Source organism: Posidoniimonas polymericola, from assembly GCF_007859935.1.
GTDB classification, from domain to species: Bacteria; Planctomycetota; Planctomycetia; order Pirellulales; family Lacipirellulaceae; genus Posidoniimonas; species Posidoniimonas polymericola.
In genome coordinates this window covers 105,026-121,211 of the sequence record NZ_SJPO01000003.1, presented here as the reverse complement: position 1 = coordinate 121,211, position 16,186 = coordinate 105,026, and the positions used below count along the sequence as shown (strand labels likewise).

Here is a 16,186-nt window from a genome sequence, read left to right as displayed (position 1 = left end):
GTCCGGCACGCAGAATGCTATAAAGAAGGGCTGCCGCCCTGCCCCTCCCACGCCGACGCCATGTCCGAGATGAAGACATTCGTGTTCACCGACATCGTGCAGTCGGTAACGCTCAAGGGGCAGATGGCGGGCCGCAGCGACGCCGAGCGCGACGTGGCGTACGTCGGCAGCATCCTGTCGCCGCACCGCCGCCGCATCGAGGCCGGCCTCGAGGCCGAGGGGGGACGCGTTGTCTCGACCGCCGGCGACGGGCACTTCCTGGTGTTCAGCAACACCATCGCCGCGGCCACCTGGGCCGTGCAGGTGCAGCAGGCCCACCACGAAACGCCGATCAACACGCCCCAGGGCGACCAGGTGCAGGTCCGCATGAGCCTGCACGTCGGCTTCCCCCAGGCCGACCCGAGCGACCCCGACAACTTCATCGGCCGCGTGGTCGACTACGCCGCGCGGCTGAACGACTACGCCACCGGCGGGCAGATCCTGATCTCGGCCGCCGCGCTCGGCCTCTTGAAGGACGCCGGGCTCGAGGGGGTCAGCTTCCACCCGCACGGCGAGCGCGACCTCCGCGGCATCGGCGGGGTCGAGGTGTTCGAGCTCCTGTACGACGACGCCGGGCCCCGCCCCACCCGCGACAAGCCGAAGGCCGCGGACCGCCGCGACTGGACCGTGCTGCCCGCCACGATGGGGCTGACCGAGTACTCCGAGCAGGGGGGCTCGGCCGGGGCCGCCACCCGCCTGCAGCCGCACCGCAGCTCGCCCGCCAAGCGGCGGCTGGGCAACTACGAGCTCGACCAGCTGCTCGGGGCCGGCGGCATGGGCGACGTCTACAAGGCGCACCACGTGCAGTTCGACCGCGTGCGGGCGATCAAGGTCATCAAGCCGCACTTCCTGGAGTCGGGCAACCAGGGCATCATCCGGCGGTTCTACCGCGAGATCAAAGCGGTCGGCGCGCTCGACCACCCGAACATCGTCGTGGCGGTCGACTCGTCCGCCCCGACCGACGCCACGCACTACCTGGTGATGGAGTACGTGCACGGCGTCAGCGCCGAGGACCTGGTCAAGAAGACCGGCCCGCTGGAGATCGCCGACGCGTGCGAGGTGATCCGCCAGTCTGCGGTCGGGCTGCAATACATCTCGACCCAGGGCATGGTGCACCGCGACATCAAGCCGTCGAACCTGATGCTGACGCTCGAGGAGCAGCGCCGCTCGTCCGAGCTCGACGCCGCCCAATCGCCGCCCGAGCCACTGGTCAAGATCCTCGACCTCGGCCTCGCGCTGCTGATCGACGAGGACCAGCCACGGCTCACGCAGATGGACCACGGCGCCATGGGCACGGCGATGTACATGTCGCCCGAGCAGTGGAAGACGACCAGCGTCGACATCCGCTCGGACATCTACTCGCTCGGCTGCTCGCTGTACCACCTGCTGACCGGCAGCCCGCCGTACTACGACTCGGACCTCAAGCCCGAGCGGGCGCACGAGCGGCTCGCCCCGCCCAGCGCCCGCGTCCGCAACGACGTGCCCAAGGCGCTCGACGCGGTCCTCAAGCGGATGATGGCCAAGAGCCCCGACGCGCGTTACCAGTCGCCCGCCGAAGTCGCCGAGGCGCTCGCCCCGTTCGCCGCGGGCGCCGACCTCGCCACGCTCATCAGGCAGAACCAGGCGCCCGACCACGACGCCGCGACCGTCGGCGGCGGGCACAGCGACACCCGGGCCGGCTCCGACCGCGGGCGGGACACCGTGAGCGGCCGCCGGCGGATCGACGCCGGCAGCTGGCGTTCGTACAACGACGCCCGCCCCGCCTGGCGCCGCTGGGCCGGGCCGGTCGCCACGCTGGCCGTGCTGGTTGGCGTCGGCCTGTTCGCGTGGGGCACCATCGCCGGCCTGCAGGCCAGCAACCGCGCGCAGCGCAAGGACCAGCTCGCCAACCTGGCCGCCGCCATGGCGCCGCAGCTCGACGGCGAGATCACCAGCCGCATCAACGCGCTGCAGGGCTTCGCGAACAACGCCGACCTCCGCCAGGCGATGCTCGCGCTGACCGACTCGCCCGACAGCTGGCAGGGCGTGCAGCGGCTCATCGACCAGCAGTTCCTGCAGCACGCCGAGAACCTGCCCTCCAACAGCTGGTTCATCACCGACGCCACCGGCCAGCAGATCGCCCGCTCGCCGGCGAGCGACTCGATCGGCAACACCTACTGGCAGCGCGACTACTTCCACGGCCAAGGCATCGGACTGCCGGACGACGCCGAGCGGCCCCAGCCGCTCGCCGGCCCGCACCTGTCATCGGTCTACCGGTCGGACAGCACCAACCAGTTGAAGGTGGCGTTCAGCGTGCCGATCGAGAACGGCGAACGCCGCCCCGAGGACCGCAAGGTGCTCGGCGTGCTGGGCATGTCGATCGAGCTGGGCGACTTCAAGCTGCTCGAGGACAGCAAGATGCTCACCCGCCCGCTCGAGCTGGTGCTGGTCGACCTCCGCCAGGGCGAGGTCGAGGGGGTCTCCGAGAAGGGCCTGATCCTGCACACGCCCGACCTCGACCGCTTCAAGCGGGCGTTCCGCCTGCCCGAGCCGACGCTGAAGGAGATCGAGGCGTCCATCCAGGGCGACCGCTACCGCAGCGAGGACCGCGTGCTGGAGGGCTACCCCGAGCTGCTCGGCCGCAGCGGCGCCAAGTACTGGGGCGGCTACCTGCCGGTCGACGTGCCGAGCCAGGCCCAGCCGGACGCGAAGTGGCTGGTGATTATTCAGGAGCCTGAGCCGTAGGTGGTTGAACCGCCAAGACGCCAAGTCGCCAAGGATGTAGGTCAGGCTGTGCCTGACGCGGTTTCCGTAGCTATTTACGGACTGGCGTCAGACAGAGCCTGACTCACAACACGCTGCTCTTCACAGAGAGTCATTATGGCATCAGACAGCGACGATCTCGTGCCCTACTTTATGCCCGCGTTGGTAGCGGTACTGGTTCACGCTGAAGACGAAAAGGGATCTCCGCTCACCAAGGATGAGGTTCATTCAATCCGCGACAACGCGGCCTGCATCATGATGGAGGTCGGTGACGCTCGCAGAATGGACGATAGCCGCGGCTATCGCGACGTGGATCCGGAAAACTGCTGGCACGATTGGCAAGTCGCTCGACGTGAGATGGGCCGCCAACCAGACCTCGATCCAGGGCCGCGGTTCTATCACGCACGCGCAGACGACCCGGCCTACCAACAGACGATTCGGGACGCTCAGGAGTCGTTGGTGCTCTTTCGCCAGTTTCTGCCCGTCGATGGCACACCACGACCCGACGCGCTCGTGAAAACGAGAATTACCGACGGTGACAACAGTGCGCTGATGTGGCTCAACTATGTGGCTGTCGAGGGCGACAACTTTTCCGGAGAGTTCTTCGAAGTACCGGATGAGCCCTCAATCCACAAGGTTGGCGACCGGCACACCGTGGCGCCGTCAGAGGTGCTCGATTGGATGGTCAATCAGAACGGCCGAATCTCTGGTGGGTTCTCACTTCGTTACCAACGTGCTCAGATGTCGGACGCCGAGCAAATTGAATTCGACCGACACATCGGCGCCACCGACTATATCTAGCCTTCCGTTTCCGACTGGGAAGGCGTCAGGCACAGCCTGACCTACCAGACTGACATAATTGCCTATTGCTTCTATGCCCACCTACCCGAATCAGATCCAAGACCCAACTTTCGGCAGGCTTCGGCTCTTCGGCAGGTTCGACGACTCTACCGCGGCGTACAACGGCAAGACCACGCTGTGGGACCGCCGCATTGGCTTGACTCTCAACACCGATAGCCATGGCGATCTGGCTCTTGCCGCCAAGCTCGCCAAGCGGTTCTGCAAGGGAACCAAGTCGTCCCGTGCGAGAATCGACGCGTACATCAAACAGCACGTACTCCCAGCGGTCAATCGGATGCGCGAGTTCGATGATCTAGCGCCAATCGATTTAGAGAAGCTCCACAAGACCCTGAAGGTCTACTCCATGGAGGCTTACAGCGATGGCGAGATCTACCTGTGGTACAAGACAGGCCGCGTCGTACCAGGAGACCATGATCTCAAGATTCTGGGTGACGCCCTCGGTCAAATCGCGGAGTTTGAATTCATCGGCTAGCTACAAAAGGCCGCGGCGTAAGAATGGCAGCCGGCTAGCACCGACGGTCGTTCGCGATAGACTCGACCTGCTCTTGCCACGCAGCCGAACGATCGTCGGTGTGCGCAGCGCAAGAGGCCGATCGGGTTGAGGCATCGCTTGCGCCGGCGTCGGCACTTGTCGCAAGCGGCGCTGGTGCCACTGCCAGCTCGTCTGGCAGTGCGAACCCAGTACCCACATCCCACTGCCAGCAAGCTGGACAGTGCCACCAGCAAACGACGCCACCGGCCTTCAAAGTGTCATGGTGCGGTCCCCTCGCTGGCGCCTGGTGCCACTGCCAGCGAGCTGGACAGTGCCACCGACAAGCGGCGCCACCAGCCTCCAAAGCGTCGCGGTGCGGATCCTTCGCTGGCGCGTCGGGCTAGTATTAGCCGTGGCTGACGGGCGCCGCTTTATCGCCATTTCGTTGTGGAAATGGGCCGCCGGGTGGGGTCCAATAGGGGTCGATTCTGGCTCGGTGGCGCCTGTTCCCAGCAGTCTGTGGCGCCCCGGCGCCGTTCCGCGTCGCGGCTCGCTTCTTCCGAGCGAGGACCGCCGCGGTCTGCTGCGCGGTGGGTCAGAGCTCGTGCGGGCGAAGGATCCGCCGGCCGCTGCGCGAGGGTCTTGCCCCGTGCGACTCGCCACTGAACACGGCGGACAAAACCCGCCGGGACCAATCCCAATCACGTGGAGAAACCCTGCGATACAAGCGTGAAATCAATCGCCGAGCCCGGACACGGCCGGGGTTTTGTCCCCTCCGATCGATATTTCGGACAAAACCGTCGAGCGGCGCCGACCACCCCGACAGTCAGTCCTCTTCGTACCGCCACGCCCGGATGCCGACCCAGAAGAAGAAGAACGACGACACGAACAGCATCGCCGGGTAGACGTGCATCCAGAAGAAACCCTTGCCGACCCAGCCGTACAGGGTCTGGGTGACCGCGATGCCGATCACGAACACGCCGCCGGCGTGCCAGCGGATGGAGTCGATCTTCATCGGGAGCGACATCGGCGGCGTTCTCCAGGTTTGGAACCCGCTGGCTACGAAGCCGTGAACCGCTGCACCCCGCCGCCCACGCCCATCAGGACCTCGTCGGCCAGGCCGATGAACAGGCCGTGCTCGACCACGCCAGGGGTGACCAGTTGCTCGGCCAGCTTAGTTGGGTCGGGGACCGCAGCGATCTGCAGGTCGACGATCAGGTTGTTCTCGTCGGTGATGAAGGGGACGCCCGCTGCGGTCTGGCGGATCACGGGGTTGAGGTTGAGGTCCGTGAACCGCTGCAGCACCGGCTGCACGCCGAACGGGATCACCTCGACCGGCACCGGGAAGCCGCCCAGCGGGTTGGCGTGCTTCGAGGCGTCGGTTATCACGATGAACCGCTTCGACGCCGCCGCGACGACCTTCTCCCGCAGCAGCGCCCCGCCGCCCCCCTTGATCAGGTCGAGGGAGTCGTTGAAGCGGTCGGCGCCGTCGATCGTCAGGTCGACGGCGGGGTGCTCGTCGAGCGTGGTGAGCGGGATGCCGAGCTCGCGGGCCAGCTGCTCCGACGCGACCGAGGTCGGGATGCCGAGGATGTCGAGGCCGCCCTTCACCGCGGCGCCAATCGCCCGGATCGCCAGCGCGGAGGTCGACCCGCTGCCGAGGCCGACGACCATGCCGTCGGCGAGCTCCTGGACAGCGGCTGCGGCGGCGAGTTGCTTCTCGTTCGCTTGGTCGGGGGCTTGGTCGGGCATGGGTCGGTTGCGGAGGGTCGGTCGAGTGAGCCAGTCGAAAGGGTCGAAGGAGAAACGGGCGAGCATACCCGACCGGCCGCCGCAGGGGCAGCCGGGGCCCGCTGCCGTTCATCTACCGCAGAAGAGGGGACAGGCACGCGACGGGTCACCGCCATCAGAATCCGACCTCGACAGGGTGGCGAGCCAGTCCCCATTTCTGCTCGCCTCGTCGTTCGGGCTGGCAGCAACTCGCCTCCCCCTCGTGGGGAGGGTTAGGGAGGGGGGCGGCCCTGGGGTGAGCAATGTTCGTTGGCGAGAGGGCGGGCGCCGGGGGCGCTCCGCGACAGCGGAAGCCCCCGATAGTCAGCCGACCACGGTAGGTACCTCGTCGGGGGCTTCCCTGGCGGGAGCGCCCCCGGCACCCTATCGATGCAATCCTGCGACCCTACTCGTCCGACTCCACCCCGTACCGCTTGCTCACCAGCCCGGCGATGAGGTGCTGGATGGGCGTGGTGAGGATGATCAGCAGGATGGCGTCGGGGTGGTCGGCCAGCACGGTGCTGGCGAGGCCCAGGGCCAGGCCGGTGTGCTTCATCGACAGCGCGAACTTCAGCGCCAGGCGGTCGCGGTCGTCGCACTTCAGCCAGTGGGTCAGCAGTTGGGCCGCCAGCAGGCCGACCAGGCAGAGCGACACCGCGCCGCACAGCGCGGCGATCAGCAGCGCCGGCTCGGGCGACTGCGGTCCGTCGGCCGTAAGGGGGAACAGCTTGGGCAGCACCAGCGAGCCGTTCAGGTAGTTCAGCCCGAGGATCGCCGCCGAGGTGCTGAGGTGCAGCGCGGGGCGGATCGAGCGGACCGGCTGCTCGCCGACCACGCGGCGGATCGACAGCCCCAGCAGCGTCGGCGCCAGGACCCAGACAATGAACGCCACGCCGGAGAAGCGGTGGACCACCTCCTCGACACTGTTGACCTCGCTCGCCGAGAGCGACATCCCCAAGAGCCGGATCATCCCCGGCGTCACCACCGAGCTGAGCAGGATCGACAGCACCACCAACGCCAGTGCCCAGGCGAGCGCGCCGCCCGACTGCTGCGTCCAGCCGGCCGACGAGTTGGCGACCGGCATCGCGGCGACCAGGATCATCCCCAGGAGCAGCCCGCCGCCCCCCTCCGAACCAGAGAACGCGAACAGCGCCCCGGCAATGATCACCACTACCGCCGGTGCCAGCCAGACGGCGGCCAGCGAGATCAGCAAGTCCCGGGTCCGCGAGAACACGCCCCGCAGCGCGTCGGTGTTGACCTCCAGCGCGGCGTTCAGCAGCAGCACGGCGACCAGCAGCATCGGCAGCCGGATGGCGGCCGCCTCGGGCAGGCCGCGGCTCCACTGCAGGTTCGCGGCGTACACGCCCGGGCCGGGCAGCAGGTAGGCGATCAGGTACGTCGGCAGCAGCAACCAGAGGAAGTTGCGTCGGATTCGCTCGGCGAGTTCCGCCATCGGCGCTGCGGGCGTAGGTGGGTGGTGTGGTAGGCCAGTGGCACTATCGTACCACGCGGCGGCGGGGCGAGTCTGCGCTGGCCTGGGTGGCGGGGCTACCCAGTCAATTGTCGCAGCACGTCCTCGAGCTCGGCCCGCAGCTCGGCGACCTCGCTCTTGTACTCCTCGCGGAGCTCGGCGAGCTCGCCGCGGAGCTTGTCGACCTCGGCCTTCCAGTCGCCGTTCGATGGGGATGGGGCCGGTGGGCGGGGCGGGTCCTCGCGGAAGCCGGGCTGCATGATCTCGGGCGCGGCCGATGGCGCCTCGTTCGGTCGGGCCGAGGTCGGTGGCGGGTTGGCTGGGGCCTGAGGGGCTGGCGAGGGCGTCGGCGCGGGCTGCGCGACGACCTGGCCGCCGCCGTGCTCGCGCTGCACCTTCTCCAGCTCCTGCGGCTGGTACAGGTTGTGGGTCACCATCGCGCCGCGGCCGGGCGGGGTGAGGTAGATAATCAGGCCGCGCTCGACCAGCGCGTCGACGATCGGCTGCAGGTCGCCCTGGGTCTTGATCGCCTCCATCCGCGACGCGCGGGCACGGAGCTCGCCGAGCGTCTGGGCGCCGCGGAGCAGCAGCTCGGTCATCACCGCCAGCTCGTACTTGTCGACGCCGAACCATTCGTAGGCGTGGTGGCGGAACTTCTCGGTGCGGCCGTCGCCCTGCAGGCGGGTCACGGCGCCGAGCTTCTGCAGTCCCTCGACCGCGTCCTCGACGTGGTGCTCCTCGAGCTCCATCGCCGGGAAGCGGTTGCTCTTCTGGTTGCAGCCGGTCCGCAGCGAGTTGAGGGACAGCGGGTAGCCCGCCGGCGTGGTCTTGGCCTTCTCGACCAGCACGCCGAGCACGCGCCGCTCGTTGCGCTCGATCGCCTGCCACTTGGGTCCATCGGTGGGGTCGACTGCCTGCATCCTGTTGCTCGCTGTAGGAGTGTCCTGGAGAAGCCAGAAATCCTAGAGCGCCGGGGCCTAAGCAGCAAGGTTGGCGCCGGCGAAGCAGGGGCAGAACGCCCTTGCAACAGAGAACCATTTGATCGCCGTTACCCGATTTGACGCGGGCTTGCGACTGGGTCTACGTTGTAGTCTGGAGGTCGACGCCCGGCGAAAAAGCTCGAGGAATTCCCTTAGAGCCTACCCATCAAAGCAGCCTAGGCGTCGCCACTCTGGCCCTGCTGGCGATTTCCTGCCGCACCGCAGATGCGGACCTCAACACCAGCATCCAGCCAAGGATCGAGTGGCTCATCGACTTGTGCGAAGCGATCTACCTTTACGAAGGAGTGTCGGCCGATACGGCCAAGGAGGACTCGCCGCCGCCCTGGAGCGTCGTGAAGCTAGCGGCCGGTCCTCCTCCATCTCTCCAGGCGCTCAGCAGGAGCGATCGAGAGCGCACGGGCCGATGGCTCGTGTTTCTGCGAAGGGAAGAGGGCAATTGTTGGCCGGAACGCTTCGTGGACTTAGACCACCCACTCGCCTACAGCCACTATTCGGCAATCACCGCCGACAGGTGAGTTATCGATGACGCGGAGACGATTGTTGCAGCAGTCATCGACCGTATGAACAAGAACCTGCGCCTTCCTACGAGCGCCAAGCCTGACAATCTCGAGCTCGTGCTCCATCACGGGGACTACAGGTATAGCGACTACTTTGCCTCGGTGGAGCGACGCTTGGGAGGCGCCCTCTGGCGCACTTCTCTGGACACCTGGGACCGCGCAAGCCACCCCGATCAAGTCAAGGAAGCCGACATGATCGTTTTCGGGGTGATCGTGCCCGCCGATAGCGAGCAGCGCAAACGTGCTTTGATAGACGCTCGCGCCTACTTAGTCGACTCGCAATCGTCGCGCGGATCAGCAAAGGGAACAGAAGGCCAAGTTTGGTCTCTTGCAAACTACCGCGACCCCGAGGTGCGAGCCGTTCTCGAAGCGATTGGCGCCGTAAAACCCGCGAGCGAGGCGTCCGCACGAGTCCCGGAGTGCGGCCGCATCGCTAGCCTCATCCTCGACTATTGGGCATAAACTGATTCGCGCGCCAACCCGCGGGACCAGTCGCTGGTGGGGCGGTGGAGACTCGCGCACGATGCTCCACCCAATCAAGGGGAGTCTGCGGGGCCCGAACAACGATTCGAGTTGTTTCTCCGAGCAGACCACTCGTTCAGCTACGTCGAACGCACACCCAATCCGCGTGGAGTAAAGCCGCGGCTCGTCGGAACCTACTCGTGGTACTGGTTTACTACCGCCCACCAATTGCAACTGCGGCCTTTTCGCCAGCTATTCCCACTACACCCCAGTGCCCTTAACCTCGACCGCGATGGGCCCGACCAACTGGGCCCCATCGCTTCCGAAGCGAGCAGACACTGGCGAGCTAAGCGACTCAGCGACACCGCTGGCGCCGAGTAGACCGCTCGCAGTTTAAATTGCCACCCCACCGTTGCATCAACCGAACGAATCCCCGCATTATTCCCGAATTTCTGTACCCAAGCGGGTTCCGATTTCGCGCCGTTTTCGGTTCAAAACGTCGCGGCGATCACTTAGCATGGAGGAGTCACGCTCGTGCCCCTGCTCGCTTCCTCCTCGTTCACGCTATGCCCACTCGGACCACAACGCTCCTCGCTGCTGCCAGCATGCTAACCCTCGTTGGCGGCGCGCGCGGCGAGATCGACTTCAACGCCCTGGTGCGGCCGATCTTGTCGGACAAGTGCTTCCAGTGCCACGGGCCGGACTCGGCGCACCGCGCGGCGGACCTGCGGCTGGATGTCGAGGACGCGGCGAAGGCGGACCGCGGCGGTCTCCGGGCGATTGACGCCGACGCGCCCGGCGAAAGCGAGGTGCTCACTCGGATCTTCGCCGACGACGAGGGGCTCGTCATGCCGCCGCCCGAGGCGCACAAGGACCTCACCGAGAAAGAGAAGCAGACGCTCCGCTCCTGGATCGAGGCCGGCGCGCCCTACGCCCCCGCCTGGGCGTACGTGCCTCCGAAGTGGACCGAGCCCCCACCACCCGGCGATGCAGCCGACGCGACCGACTGGCCCGCCAACTGGATCGACCGGTTCGTGCTCGACCGTTTGCAGCGGGAAGAGCTTTCGCCTTCCGACCAGGCCGATCCGGTCACGCTCGCGCGGCGGCTGGCGTTCGACCTGACCGGGCTGCCGCCGAGCCAAGAGATGGTCGACAAGTTCGCCGCCCACCCGACCGACGCGGCCTACGAGCAGATGGTTGATCAGCACCTCGCCTCGCCACGATTTGGCGAGCGGATGGCGATCTACTGGCTCGACCTCGTGCGGTACGCCGACACGGTCGGCTACCACGGCGACCAGAACCAAACCGTCTGGCCGTACCGCGACTACGTCATCCACGCGTTCAACACGAGCAAGCCGTTCGACGAGTTCACCATCGAGCAGCTCGCCGGCGACCTCGTGCCCGACGCCGACCAGGACGAACGGATCGCGTCGGGCTACAACCGGCTGCTGCAGACCTCGCACGAGGGGGGCGTGCAGCTCAAGGAGTACCGCGCAATCTACCAGGCCGACCGCGTGCGGAACGTGTCGCAGGTCTGGATGGCGGCCACGATGGGCTGCTGCCAGTGCCACGACCACAAGTTCGACCCGCTGTCGATCAAGGAGTTCTACCAGCTCGGCGCGTTCTTCGCCGATGTCGACGATGAGGAGCACCTCGTCAACCCTTACGGCAACCTCAACCGGAACCCAAGCCCACGCAACCCGGAGCTGCCGGTCCAGAGCGTTTACCAGCGGCAGCGCCTCGCAGAGATCAAGCAGCAGATCGCCGAGCTCACGGCGGCCGGCGCGTCGCCCGAGGAGCTGGCCGCGCTAACAACGCTACGCAAGCGGCTCGCCAAGCCGGTAAGCATGCCTATCTCGGCGTCGACCACGCCCCGCGAGGTGCGGGTGCTGGGCCGCGGCGACTGGCAGGACGAGTCAGGCGAGGTGGTCCCGCCGGCGGCGCCGGAGTCGCTTGGCTGGCGCCCGCTGCCGGGCCGCGCGACGCGGCTCGACCTGGCCCGTTGGCTGGTCGACCCTGATCGGGGCGCCGGTCTGCTGACCGCGCGGGTGATGGCCAACCGGTTCTGGGGCCTGATGTTCGGCGAGGGCCTGGCGTCGGTGATGGACGACTTCGGCGGCCAGGGCCAGCCGCCGACGCACCCCGCGCTGCTCGACAACCTGTCGGTCGAATTCGTCCGATCTGGCTGGGACGTCAAGCACATGATGAAGCAGATCGCGATGAGCCGGGCGTACCGGCAGTCGTCGTACGCCTCGGCCGAGTTGCTCGAGCGCGACCCGGCGAACCAACTGCTCGCGCGGCAGGGCCGGTTCCGGCTGCCGGCTGAGATGATCCGCGACAACGCGCTGACCGCCAGCGGCCTGCTGATCAACGAGCTCGGCGGCCCGAGCGTCAAGCCGTACCAGCCGGTCGACTACTACGAGCACCTCAACTTCCCTCGCCGCAAGTACCAGGCGAGCACCGACGCCGACCAGTGGCGCCGCGGCGTTTACGTGCACTGGCAGCGGCAGTACCTGCACCCGATGCTCAAGGCGTTCGACGCGCCGACCCGCGAGGAGTGCACCGCTCGCCGGCCGCGGTCGAGCACCCCGCTGGCAACCCTCACCCTGCTCAACGACCCGACGTTCGTCGAGGCGGCCCGCGTAATGGCGACCGAGGCCCTCGCCGCCGCTAGCGAAGACGACGCCCGGGTCGACGAGCTGTTCCGCCGCGCTGTCTCACGGCCGGCCGACGAGGTTGAGCACAAGGCAATCTTGTCGCTGGTTCACGAACAACGCGACCACTACACCGCCCTGCCGCAAGAAGCCGAGCGGCTGCTCGGCGTCGGGCTGAGCGAGGCGGCCCAAGGAATAGCAACGCCCGAGCTCGCCGCGTGGACCTTCGCTTGCCGCGCCGTGCTGAACCTCGGCGAGACGATCACCCGGAACTGAACCAGCTATGCACCCCAACCTCCTCAACCGCCGCACCTTCCTCCGCGACACGGGCGTCGGGATCGGCGCGACCGCGCTGGCCGGGCTGCTCGCCCGCGACGCGGCCGCCTCGGCGAGCCCCTCAGCGGGCGGCGCAGCATTGCTCGGCGGCCTGCCGGGGCTGCCGCACTTTGCCCCCAAGGCCAAGCGGGTAATCTTCCTCTGCATGGCGGGCGGGCCGTCGCACTTGGAGTCGTTCGACAACAAGCCGAAGCTCACCGAGCTTTCCGGCCAGCCGATGCCCGAGTCGATCACCGCCGGCCAGCCGATAGCGCAGCTGCAGGGCACCGAGCTGATCGCGCATGGGGCGATGACCCGCTTCAAGCGTTACGGGCAGAGCGGCTTGGAGGTGAGCGACTTCTTCCCGCACACCGCCCGCCTGGCCGACGACATCACCGTGATCAAGTCGATGGTCACCGAGCAGATCAACCACGACCCGGCCCACACGTTCATGAACACCGGCACGGCGATCAGCGGCCGTCCGTCGATGGGGTCGTGGGTCAACTACGGCCTGGGGAGCGAGTGCGACAACCTGCCCGGTTTCGTGGTGCTGATGAGCCACTCGGGCCGCAACCCGCAGCCGCTGTCTTCGCGGCAGTGGTCGGCCGGCTTCCTGCCGGGCCGGCACCAGGGCGTGCCGTTCAACGCGACGGGCGACGTCGTGCACTACGTCGGCAACCCGCCCGGGGTTGACCGCCAGTCGCAGCGCCGCCTGATCGACCGCGTCACCCAACTCGACGCGCACCGCAACCAGCAGACCGCCAACCCGGCGATCGACTCCCGCATTGCGGCCTACGAGCTGGCGTTTAGGATGCAGGCCTCGGTGCCGACGCTGGCCGACTGCTCCGACGAGCCGCGGAGCGTCCTCGAGAAGTACGGCGCCACGCCGGGCGACGGCACGTTCGCCTCGAACTGCCTGCTCGCCCGTCGGCTCGCCGAGCGCGGCGTCCGCTTCATCCAGCTCTACCACAAGGGCTGGGACCATCACGGCGGGCTGAAAAATAACATGACGATCAGCGCCGGCTCGACCGACCGCCCCTGCTGGGCCCTGGTCGACGACCTGAAGTCGCGCGGCCTCTTGGACGACACTCTGGTCATCTGGGGGGGCGAGTTCGGCCGCACGCCAATGGTGCAGAACAAGGGGAGCGAGGGCATCGGCCGCGACCACCACATCAAGGGCTTCACCATGTGGATGGCCGGCGGTGGCGTTAAGCCGGGCGTCAGTTACGGCGCGACCGACGACTTTGGCTATCACGCCACCGAAAACCCAGTTCACGTCCGCGACCTGCACGCCACGATGCTCGCCCTGCTGGGCGTCGACCACGCCCGCTTCGCGGTGAAGCACCAGGGCCTCGATCTGAAGCTCACCGGCGTCGAGCCAGCGCGGGTCGTGCGCGAGGTGCTGGCCTAGTAGGATCACCCTCCCCCTCTGGGCCCGTCCCTAGGGCAGAGGCCGGGGTGGGGGCGCCCAGCGGCCAGGCGGGACCCCAACTCCCCTCCCCATCAAGGGGAGGGGGACAAGCTCACTCCGCCTTCGCGGTCACCACAGGCTCGCCCTTCCGCGACTTGTTCTTCAGCAGCCGCCACTGCAAGAGCTGCACGAAGGTGGCGAAGCCCATCGGCAGGTAGATGTACGCCTTGGGAACCTCGTGGTGCATGGCCTCAAGCATCAACACGATGCCGATCGTGATCAGGAACGACAGCGCCAGGATCTTGAAAGTCGGGTTGTTGATCACGAAGTCGCCGACCGGGCCGGCCGCGAACAGCAGCACCACAAACGATGCGATCACCGCCGACGCGATCACCCACAGGTTGTCCGTCATGCCGACCGCCGTGATCACCGAGTCGAGCGCGAACACCATGTCGAGCACCAGGATCAGGCCGATCGCGGACGCCATCGCCCGCCGCGGGGCGGCGACCTCGACCGGCTCGTCCTCGATCAGCTCGACCGTGTGGTGGATCTCGCGGACCGCCTTCCACATCAGGAACCCGCCGCCGCCCAGCAGGATCAAATCACGGACCGACATGCCCAGCACGATCGGCTCCTCAAGCGACAGCACCCAGGAGAATCCCGCCACCATCACCAGCCGAGCCGCGAGAGCCAGCGACAAGCCGATCACCCGGGCCCGCTGCCGGGCCTGCTCCGGAAGCCGCGAAACGATGATCGAGATCACCACAATATTGTCGACGCCGAGCACCAGCTCGAGCGCGATCAGGAGCAGCAGCGTAGCAATGAAGTCGGGCATGTTGCAGCGGGATCCAGGGGAGCGGCAACCGCGCCGCGTTATTCCCCGGCGCGAAGCTGGTCGCTGATCGTGAAGTCGTCAAAGTCGGCGTGACCGCCCGGCGTATTGGTCGACAGACTGAACAGCGCGAAGCGGTAACCCATGAAGTGTGGCAAGGTGTACGCCATCGGCAAGGGGTCGCCGATCGATTTCCACTCCTGGCCGTCAAGACTGTAGGCGAAGCCGCCGCGGTCGACCCAGCCGGGGCCACCCTCTCGATCGCGGAAGTCGCACTCTGCTCGCAGGTAGACCACCGGCTGGTCGATCGGCGTCCGCGCTTGCTCGCTCGGCTGGTACCGCTCGGCCGCCACGGCCACCACCGCCAGTTGCCCGCCGTCATTCTGAACACCGACATACCCGTACTGCCGCTGCAGCAGGCCGAGCCCGGCGACATCGCCGTCCCGCAGGCCGGACGCGTCGAGCTTGACCGTGGCGGAGCACGCCGGTCCGAAGGTCCGCTGCGTGAGCGTGTTGCGGGTCTGCACCAGGGTCTGGTCCACGCGGCCGGTCGTCAGCCGCAGCCAGCCGGGCCGCTGGTCGAGCGACCACAGCTCATTCACAGGGTTGTGGTTCCACTGCCAGGCGAGCGGCAGCGGCCGGTCGCCCGCGGCCCGCTCGAAGTCGTCCGAGGCGACGATTCCAGACAGGCCATCGGGGCCGGCCAAGCCGTCGGGGTCGGCCGGCAGGTCAAGCACGCGCGGCGCCTTGCCATCGACGCCGTGCACCGGCCAGCCGTCCTCCCAACGCACCGGCACGAGCCACGGCGTGCGGCCCACGGCGCCGTGGTCCTGGAAGATGAACGCGTACCAGTCGCCGTCGGGCGTGTCGACGATCGTGCCCTGCGCGACGCCCTGGTCGTGCAGCACCACGCGGCCCTCGTACGGTCCGGTGAGCTGGTCGGCCCGATGGACAATCTGCGTCCGCATATCGCCCCGCGGCCAGGTGATGTTGAACAGGTAGTAGCGGCCGTCGTGCTTGACCATCTGCGATCCCTCTGCCGGCAAGCCCCGCCGACCGCCCGCCACGGCGCCGGCGTCGCGGACGATAACCTGATCGACCCCGCCCGGCTTCACGCCCGACAGGTCGGCCTTGAGCTCCACCAGCCGGATATCGCCGCCGCCGTAGATCATGTAAGCGCGGCCGTCGTCGAAGAACAACGAGTGGTCGTGCAGCATCGGCTCGAACGACTGCTTCTTCCACGGCCCGTGCTCGATGTCGTCGGTCGTGTAGACGTAGTTCTTACGCGTGGTTCCTGAGAAGGTAGTGACGTAGTAGACGCCGTCGTGCTTCCGCAGGCTGCTGGCCCAAGAGCCGGCGCCGTAGGCAGACTGGCCGTTCTCCACGTTCAGCGCGTCGGCGTCGTCGAGCGTGTCGTACGCGTAGCCGACCAGCTTCCAGTCGACGAGGTCGTGCGACTTCATGATCGGCACGCCGGGCGACATGTGCATCGTGGTGCTGCTCATGTAGTACGTGTCGCCGTCCCTCAGGATCGCCATGTCGGGCACATCGGCCCAGATTACGGGATTGCGGGTCACGCCACCGGGTTGTTCCGCGGCC

General features: G+C 67.3%; 12 protein-coding genes. 6 read left to right on the top strand and 6 right to left on the bottom strand.

The features are described from left to right. The first annotated feature begins 60 nt into the window (after window positions 1–60). From Pla123a_RS07185 to Pla123a_RS07175, 3 genes are all read left to right on the top strand, one after another. Window positions 61–2,763 (top strand): protein kinase domain-containing protein, encoded by a 2,703-nt coding sequence (locus Pla123a_RS07185; protein ID WP_197527769.1) that lies wholly within the window; start codon window positions 61–63, stop codon window positions 2,761–2,763. Between the two features lie 135 nt (window positions 2,764–2,898). Next, entirely contained in the window at window positions 2,899–3,582 is a 684-nt protein-coding gene (locus Pla123a_RS07180) for a DUF2314 domain-containing protein (RefSeq protein ID WP_146585356.1), read from the top strand. 73 nt (window positions 3,583–3,655) lie between these two features. Next, on the top strand, window positions 3,656–4,114 hold the full coding sequence (locus tag Pla123a_RS07175) for a DUF2262 domain-containing protein (RefSeq protein WP_146585354.1): 459 nt from the start codon (window positions 3,656–3,658) through the stop codon (window positions 4,112–4,114). An 826-nt stretch (window positions 4,115–4,940) separates the two neighbouring features. Here Pla123a_RS07175 and Pla123a_RS07170 read toward each other — a convergent pair. The 4 genes from Pla123a_RS07170 to Pla123a_RS07155 form a co-directional block, all read right to left on the bottom strand. Beyond that, complete coding sequence (locus Pla123a_RS07170; protein ID WP_146585352.1) at window positions 4,941–5,141, bottom strand: hypothetical protein; 201 nt, start codon at window positions 5,139–5,141, stop codon at window positions 4,941–4,943. Between the two features lie 32 nt (window positions 5,142–5,173). Further along, complete coding sequence (rpiA, locus tag Pla123a_RS07165) at window positions 5,174–5,866, bottom strand: ribose-5-phosphate isomerase RpiA (RefSeq protein ID WP_146585350.1); 693 nt, start codon at window positions 5,864–5,866, stop codon at window positions 5,174–5,176. Between the two features lie 424 nt (window positions 5,867–6,290). Then, on the bottom strand, window positions 6,291–7,337 hold the full coding sequence (locus tag Pla123a_RS07160) for a bile acid:sodium symporter (protein ID WP_146585348.1): 1,047 nt from the start codon (window positions 7,335–7,337) through the stop codon (window positions 6,291–6,293). A 95-nt stretch (window positions 7,338–7,432) separates the two neighbouring features. After that, window positions 7,433–8,275 carry a DUF480 domain-containing protein gene (locus Pla123a_RS07155; RefSeq protein WP_146585346.1) on the bottom strand — a complete coding sequence of 281 codons (843 nt, stop codon included), beginning with the start codon at window positions 8,273–8,275 and terminating at the stop codon, window positions 7,433–7,435. 641 nt (window positions 8,276–8,916) lie between these two features. Here Pla123a_RS07155 and Pla123a_RS07150 point away from each other — a divergent pair. The 3 genes from Pla123a_RS07150 (at window position 8,917) to Pla123a_RS07140 (ending at window position 13,755) form a co-directional block, all read left to right on the top strand. After that, window positions 8,917–9,375: a hypothetical protein gene (locus tag Pla123a_RS07150; RefSeq protein WP_146585344.1), complete on the top strand. Its 459-nt coding sequence runs from the start codon at window positions 8,917–8,919 to the stop codon at window positions 9,373–9,375. A gap of 566 nt (window positions 9,376–9,941) precedes the next feature. After that, window positions 9,942–12,305, top strand: coding sequence for a PSD1 and planctomycete cytochrome C domain-containing protein (locus Pla123a_RS07145; protein ID WP_197527768.1), 2,364 nt, complete (start codon window positions 9,942–9,944; stop codon window positions 12,303–12,305). Between the two features lie 7 nt (window positions 12,306–12,312). Further along, window positions 12,313–13,755 (top strand): DUF1501 domain-containing protein, encoded by a 1,443-nt coding sequence (locus tag Pla123a_RS07140; RefSeq protein ID WP_146585340.1) that lies wholly within the window; start codon window positions 12,313–12,315, stop codon window positions 13,753–13,755. Window positions 13,756–13,867: 112 nt separating this feature from the next. Here the strand turns inward: Pla123a_RS07140 and Pla123a_RS07135 are convergent, their stop codons facing one another. Together Pla123a_RS07135 and Pla123a_RS07130 are read right to left on the bottom strand one after the other, a co-directional pair. Continuing rightward, window positions 13,868–14,590 carry a TerC family protein gene (locus tag Pla123a_RS07135; protein WP_146585338.1) on the bottom strand — a complete coding sequence of 241 codons (723 nt, stop codon included), beginning with the start codon at window positions 14,588–14,590 and terminating at the stop codon, window positions 13,868–13,870. Window positions 14,591–14,628: 38 nt separating this feature from the next. Continuing rightward, complete coding sequence (locus Pla123a_RS07130; RefSeq protein ID WP_197527767.1) at window positions 14,629–16,164, bottom strand: glycoside hydrolase family 43 protein; 1,536 nt, start codon at window positions 16,162–16,164, stop codon at window positions 14,629–14,631. Window positions 16,165–16,186 lie beyond the last annotated feature (22 nt).

Coding starts and splice junctions, on each gene's coding strand:
- Pla123a_RS07170 (WP_146585352.1), bottom strand. CDS start 5,141: ATGTCGCTCCCGATGAAGATCGACTCCATCCGCTGGCACGCCGGCGGC.
- Pla123a_RS07185 (WP_197527769.1), top strand. CDS start 61: ATGTCCGAGATGAAGACATTCGTGTTCACCGACATCGTGCAGTCGGTA.
- Pla123a_RS07175 (WP_146585354.1), top strand. CDS start 3,656: ATGCCCACCTACCCGAATCAGATCCAAGACCCAACTTTCGGCAGGCTT.
- Pla123a_RS07155 (WP_146585346.1), bottom strand. CDS start 8,275: ATGCAGGCAGTCGACCCCACCGATGGACCCAAGTGGCAGGCGATCGAG.
- Pla123a_RS07150 (WP_146585344.1), top strand. CDS start 8,917: ATGAACAAGAACCTGCGCCTTCCTACGAGCGCCAAGCCTGACAATCTC.
- Pla123a_RS07135 (WP_146585338.1), bottom strand. CDS start 14,590: ATGCCCGACTTCATTGCTACGCTGCTGCTCCTGATCGCGCTCGAGCTG.
- Pla123a_RS07160 (WP_146585348.1), bottom strand. CDS start 7,337: ATGGCGGAACTCGCCGAGCGAATCCGACGCAACTTCCTCTGGTTGCTG.
- Pla123a_RS07140 (WP_146585340.1), top strand. CDS start 12,313: ATGCACCCCAACCTCCTCAACCGCCGCACCTTCCTCCGCGACACGGGC.
- Pla123a_RS07180 (WP_146585356.1), top strand. CDS start 2,899: ATGGCATCAGACAGCGACGATCTCGTGCCCTACTTTATGCCCGCGTTG.
- rpiA (WP_146585350.1), bottom strand. CDS start 5,866: ATGCCCGACCAAGCCCCCGACCAAGCGAACGAGAAGCAACTCGCCGCC.
- Pla123a_RS07145 (WP_197527768.1), top strand. CDS start 9,942: ATGCCCACTCGGACCACAACGCTCCTCGCTGCTGCCAGCATGCTAACC.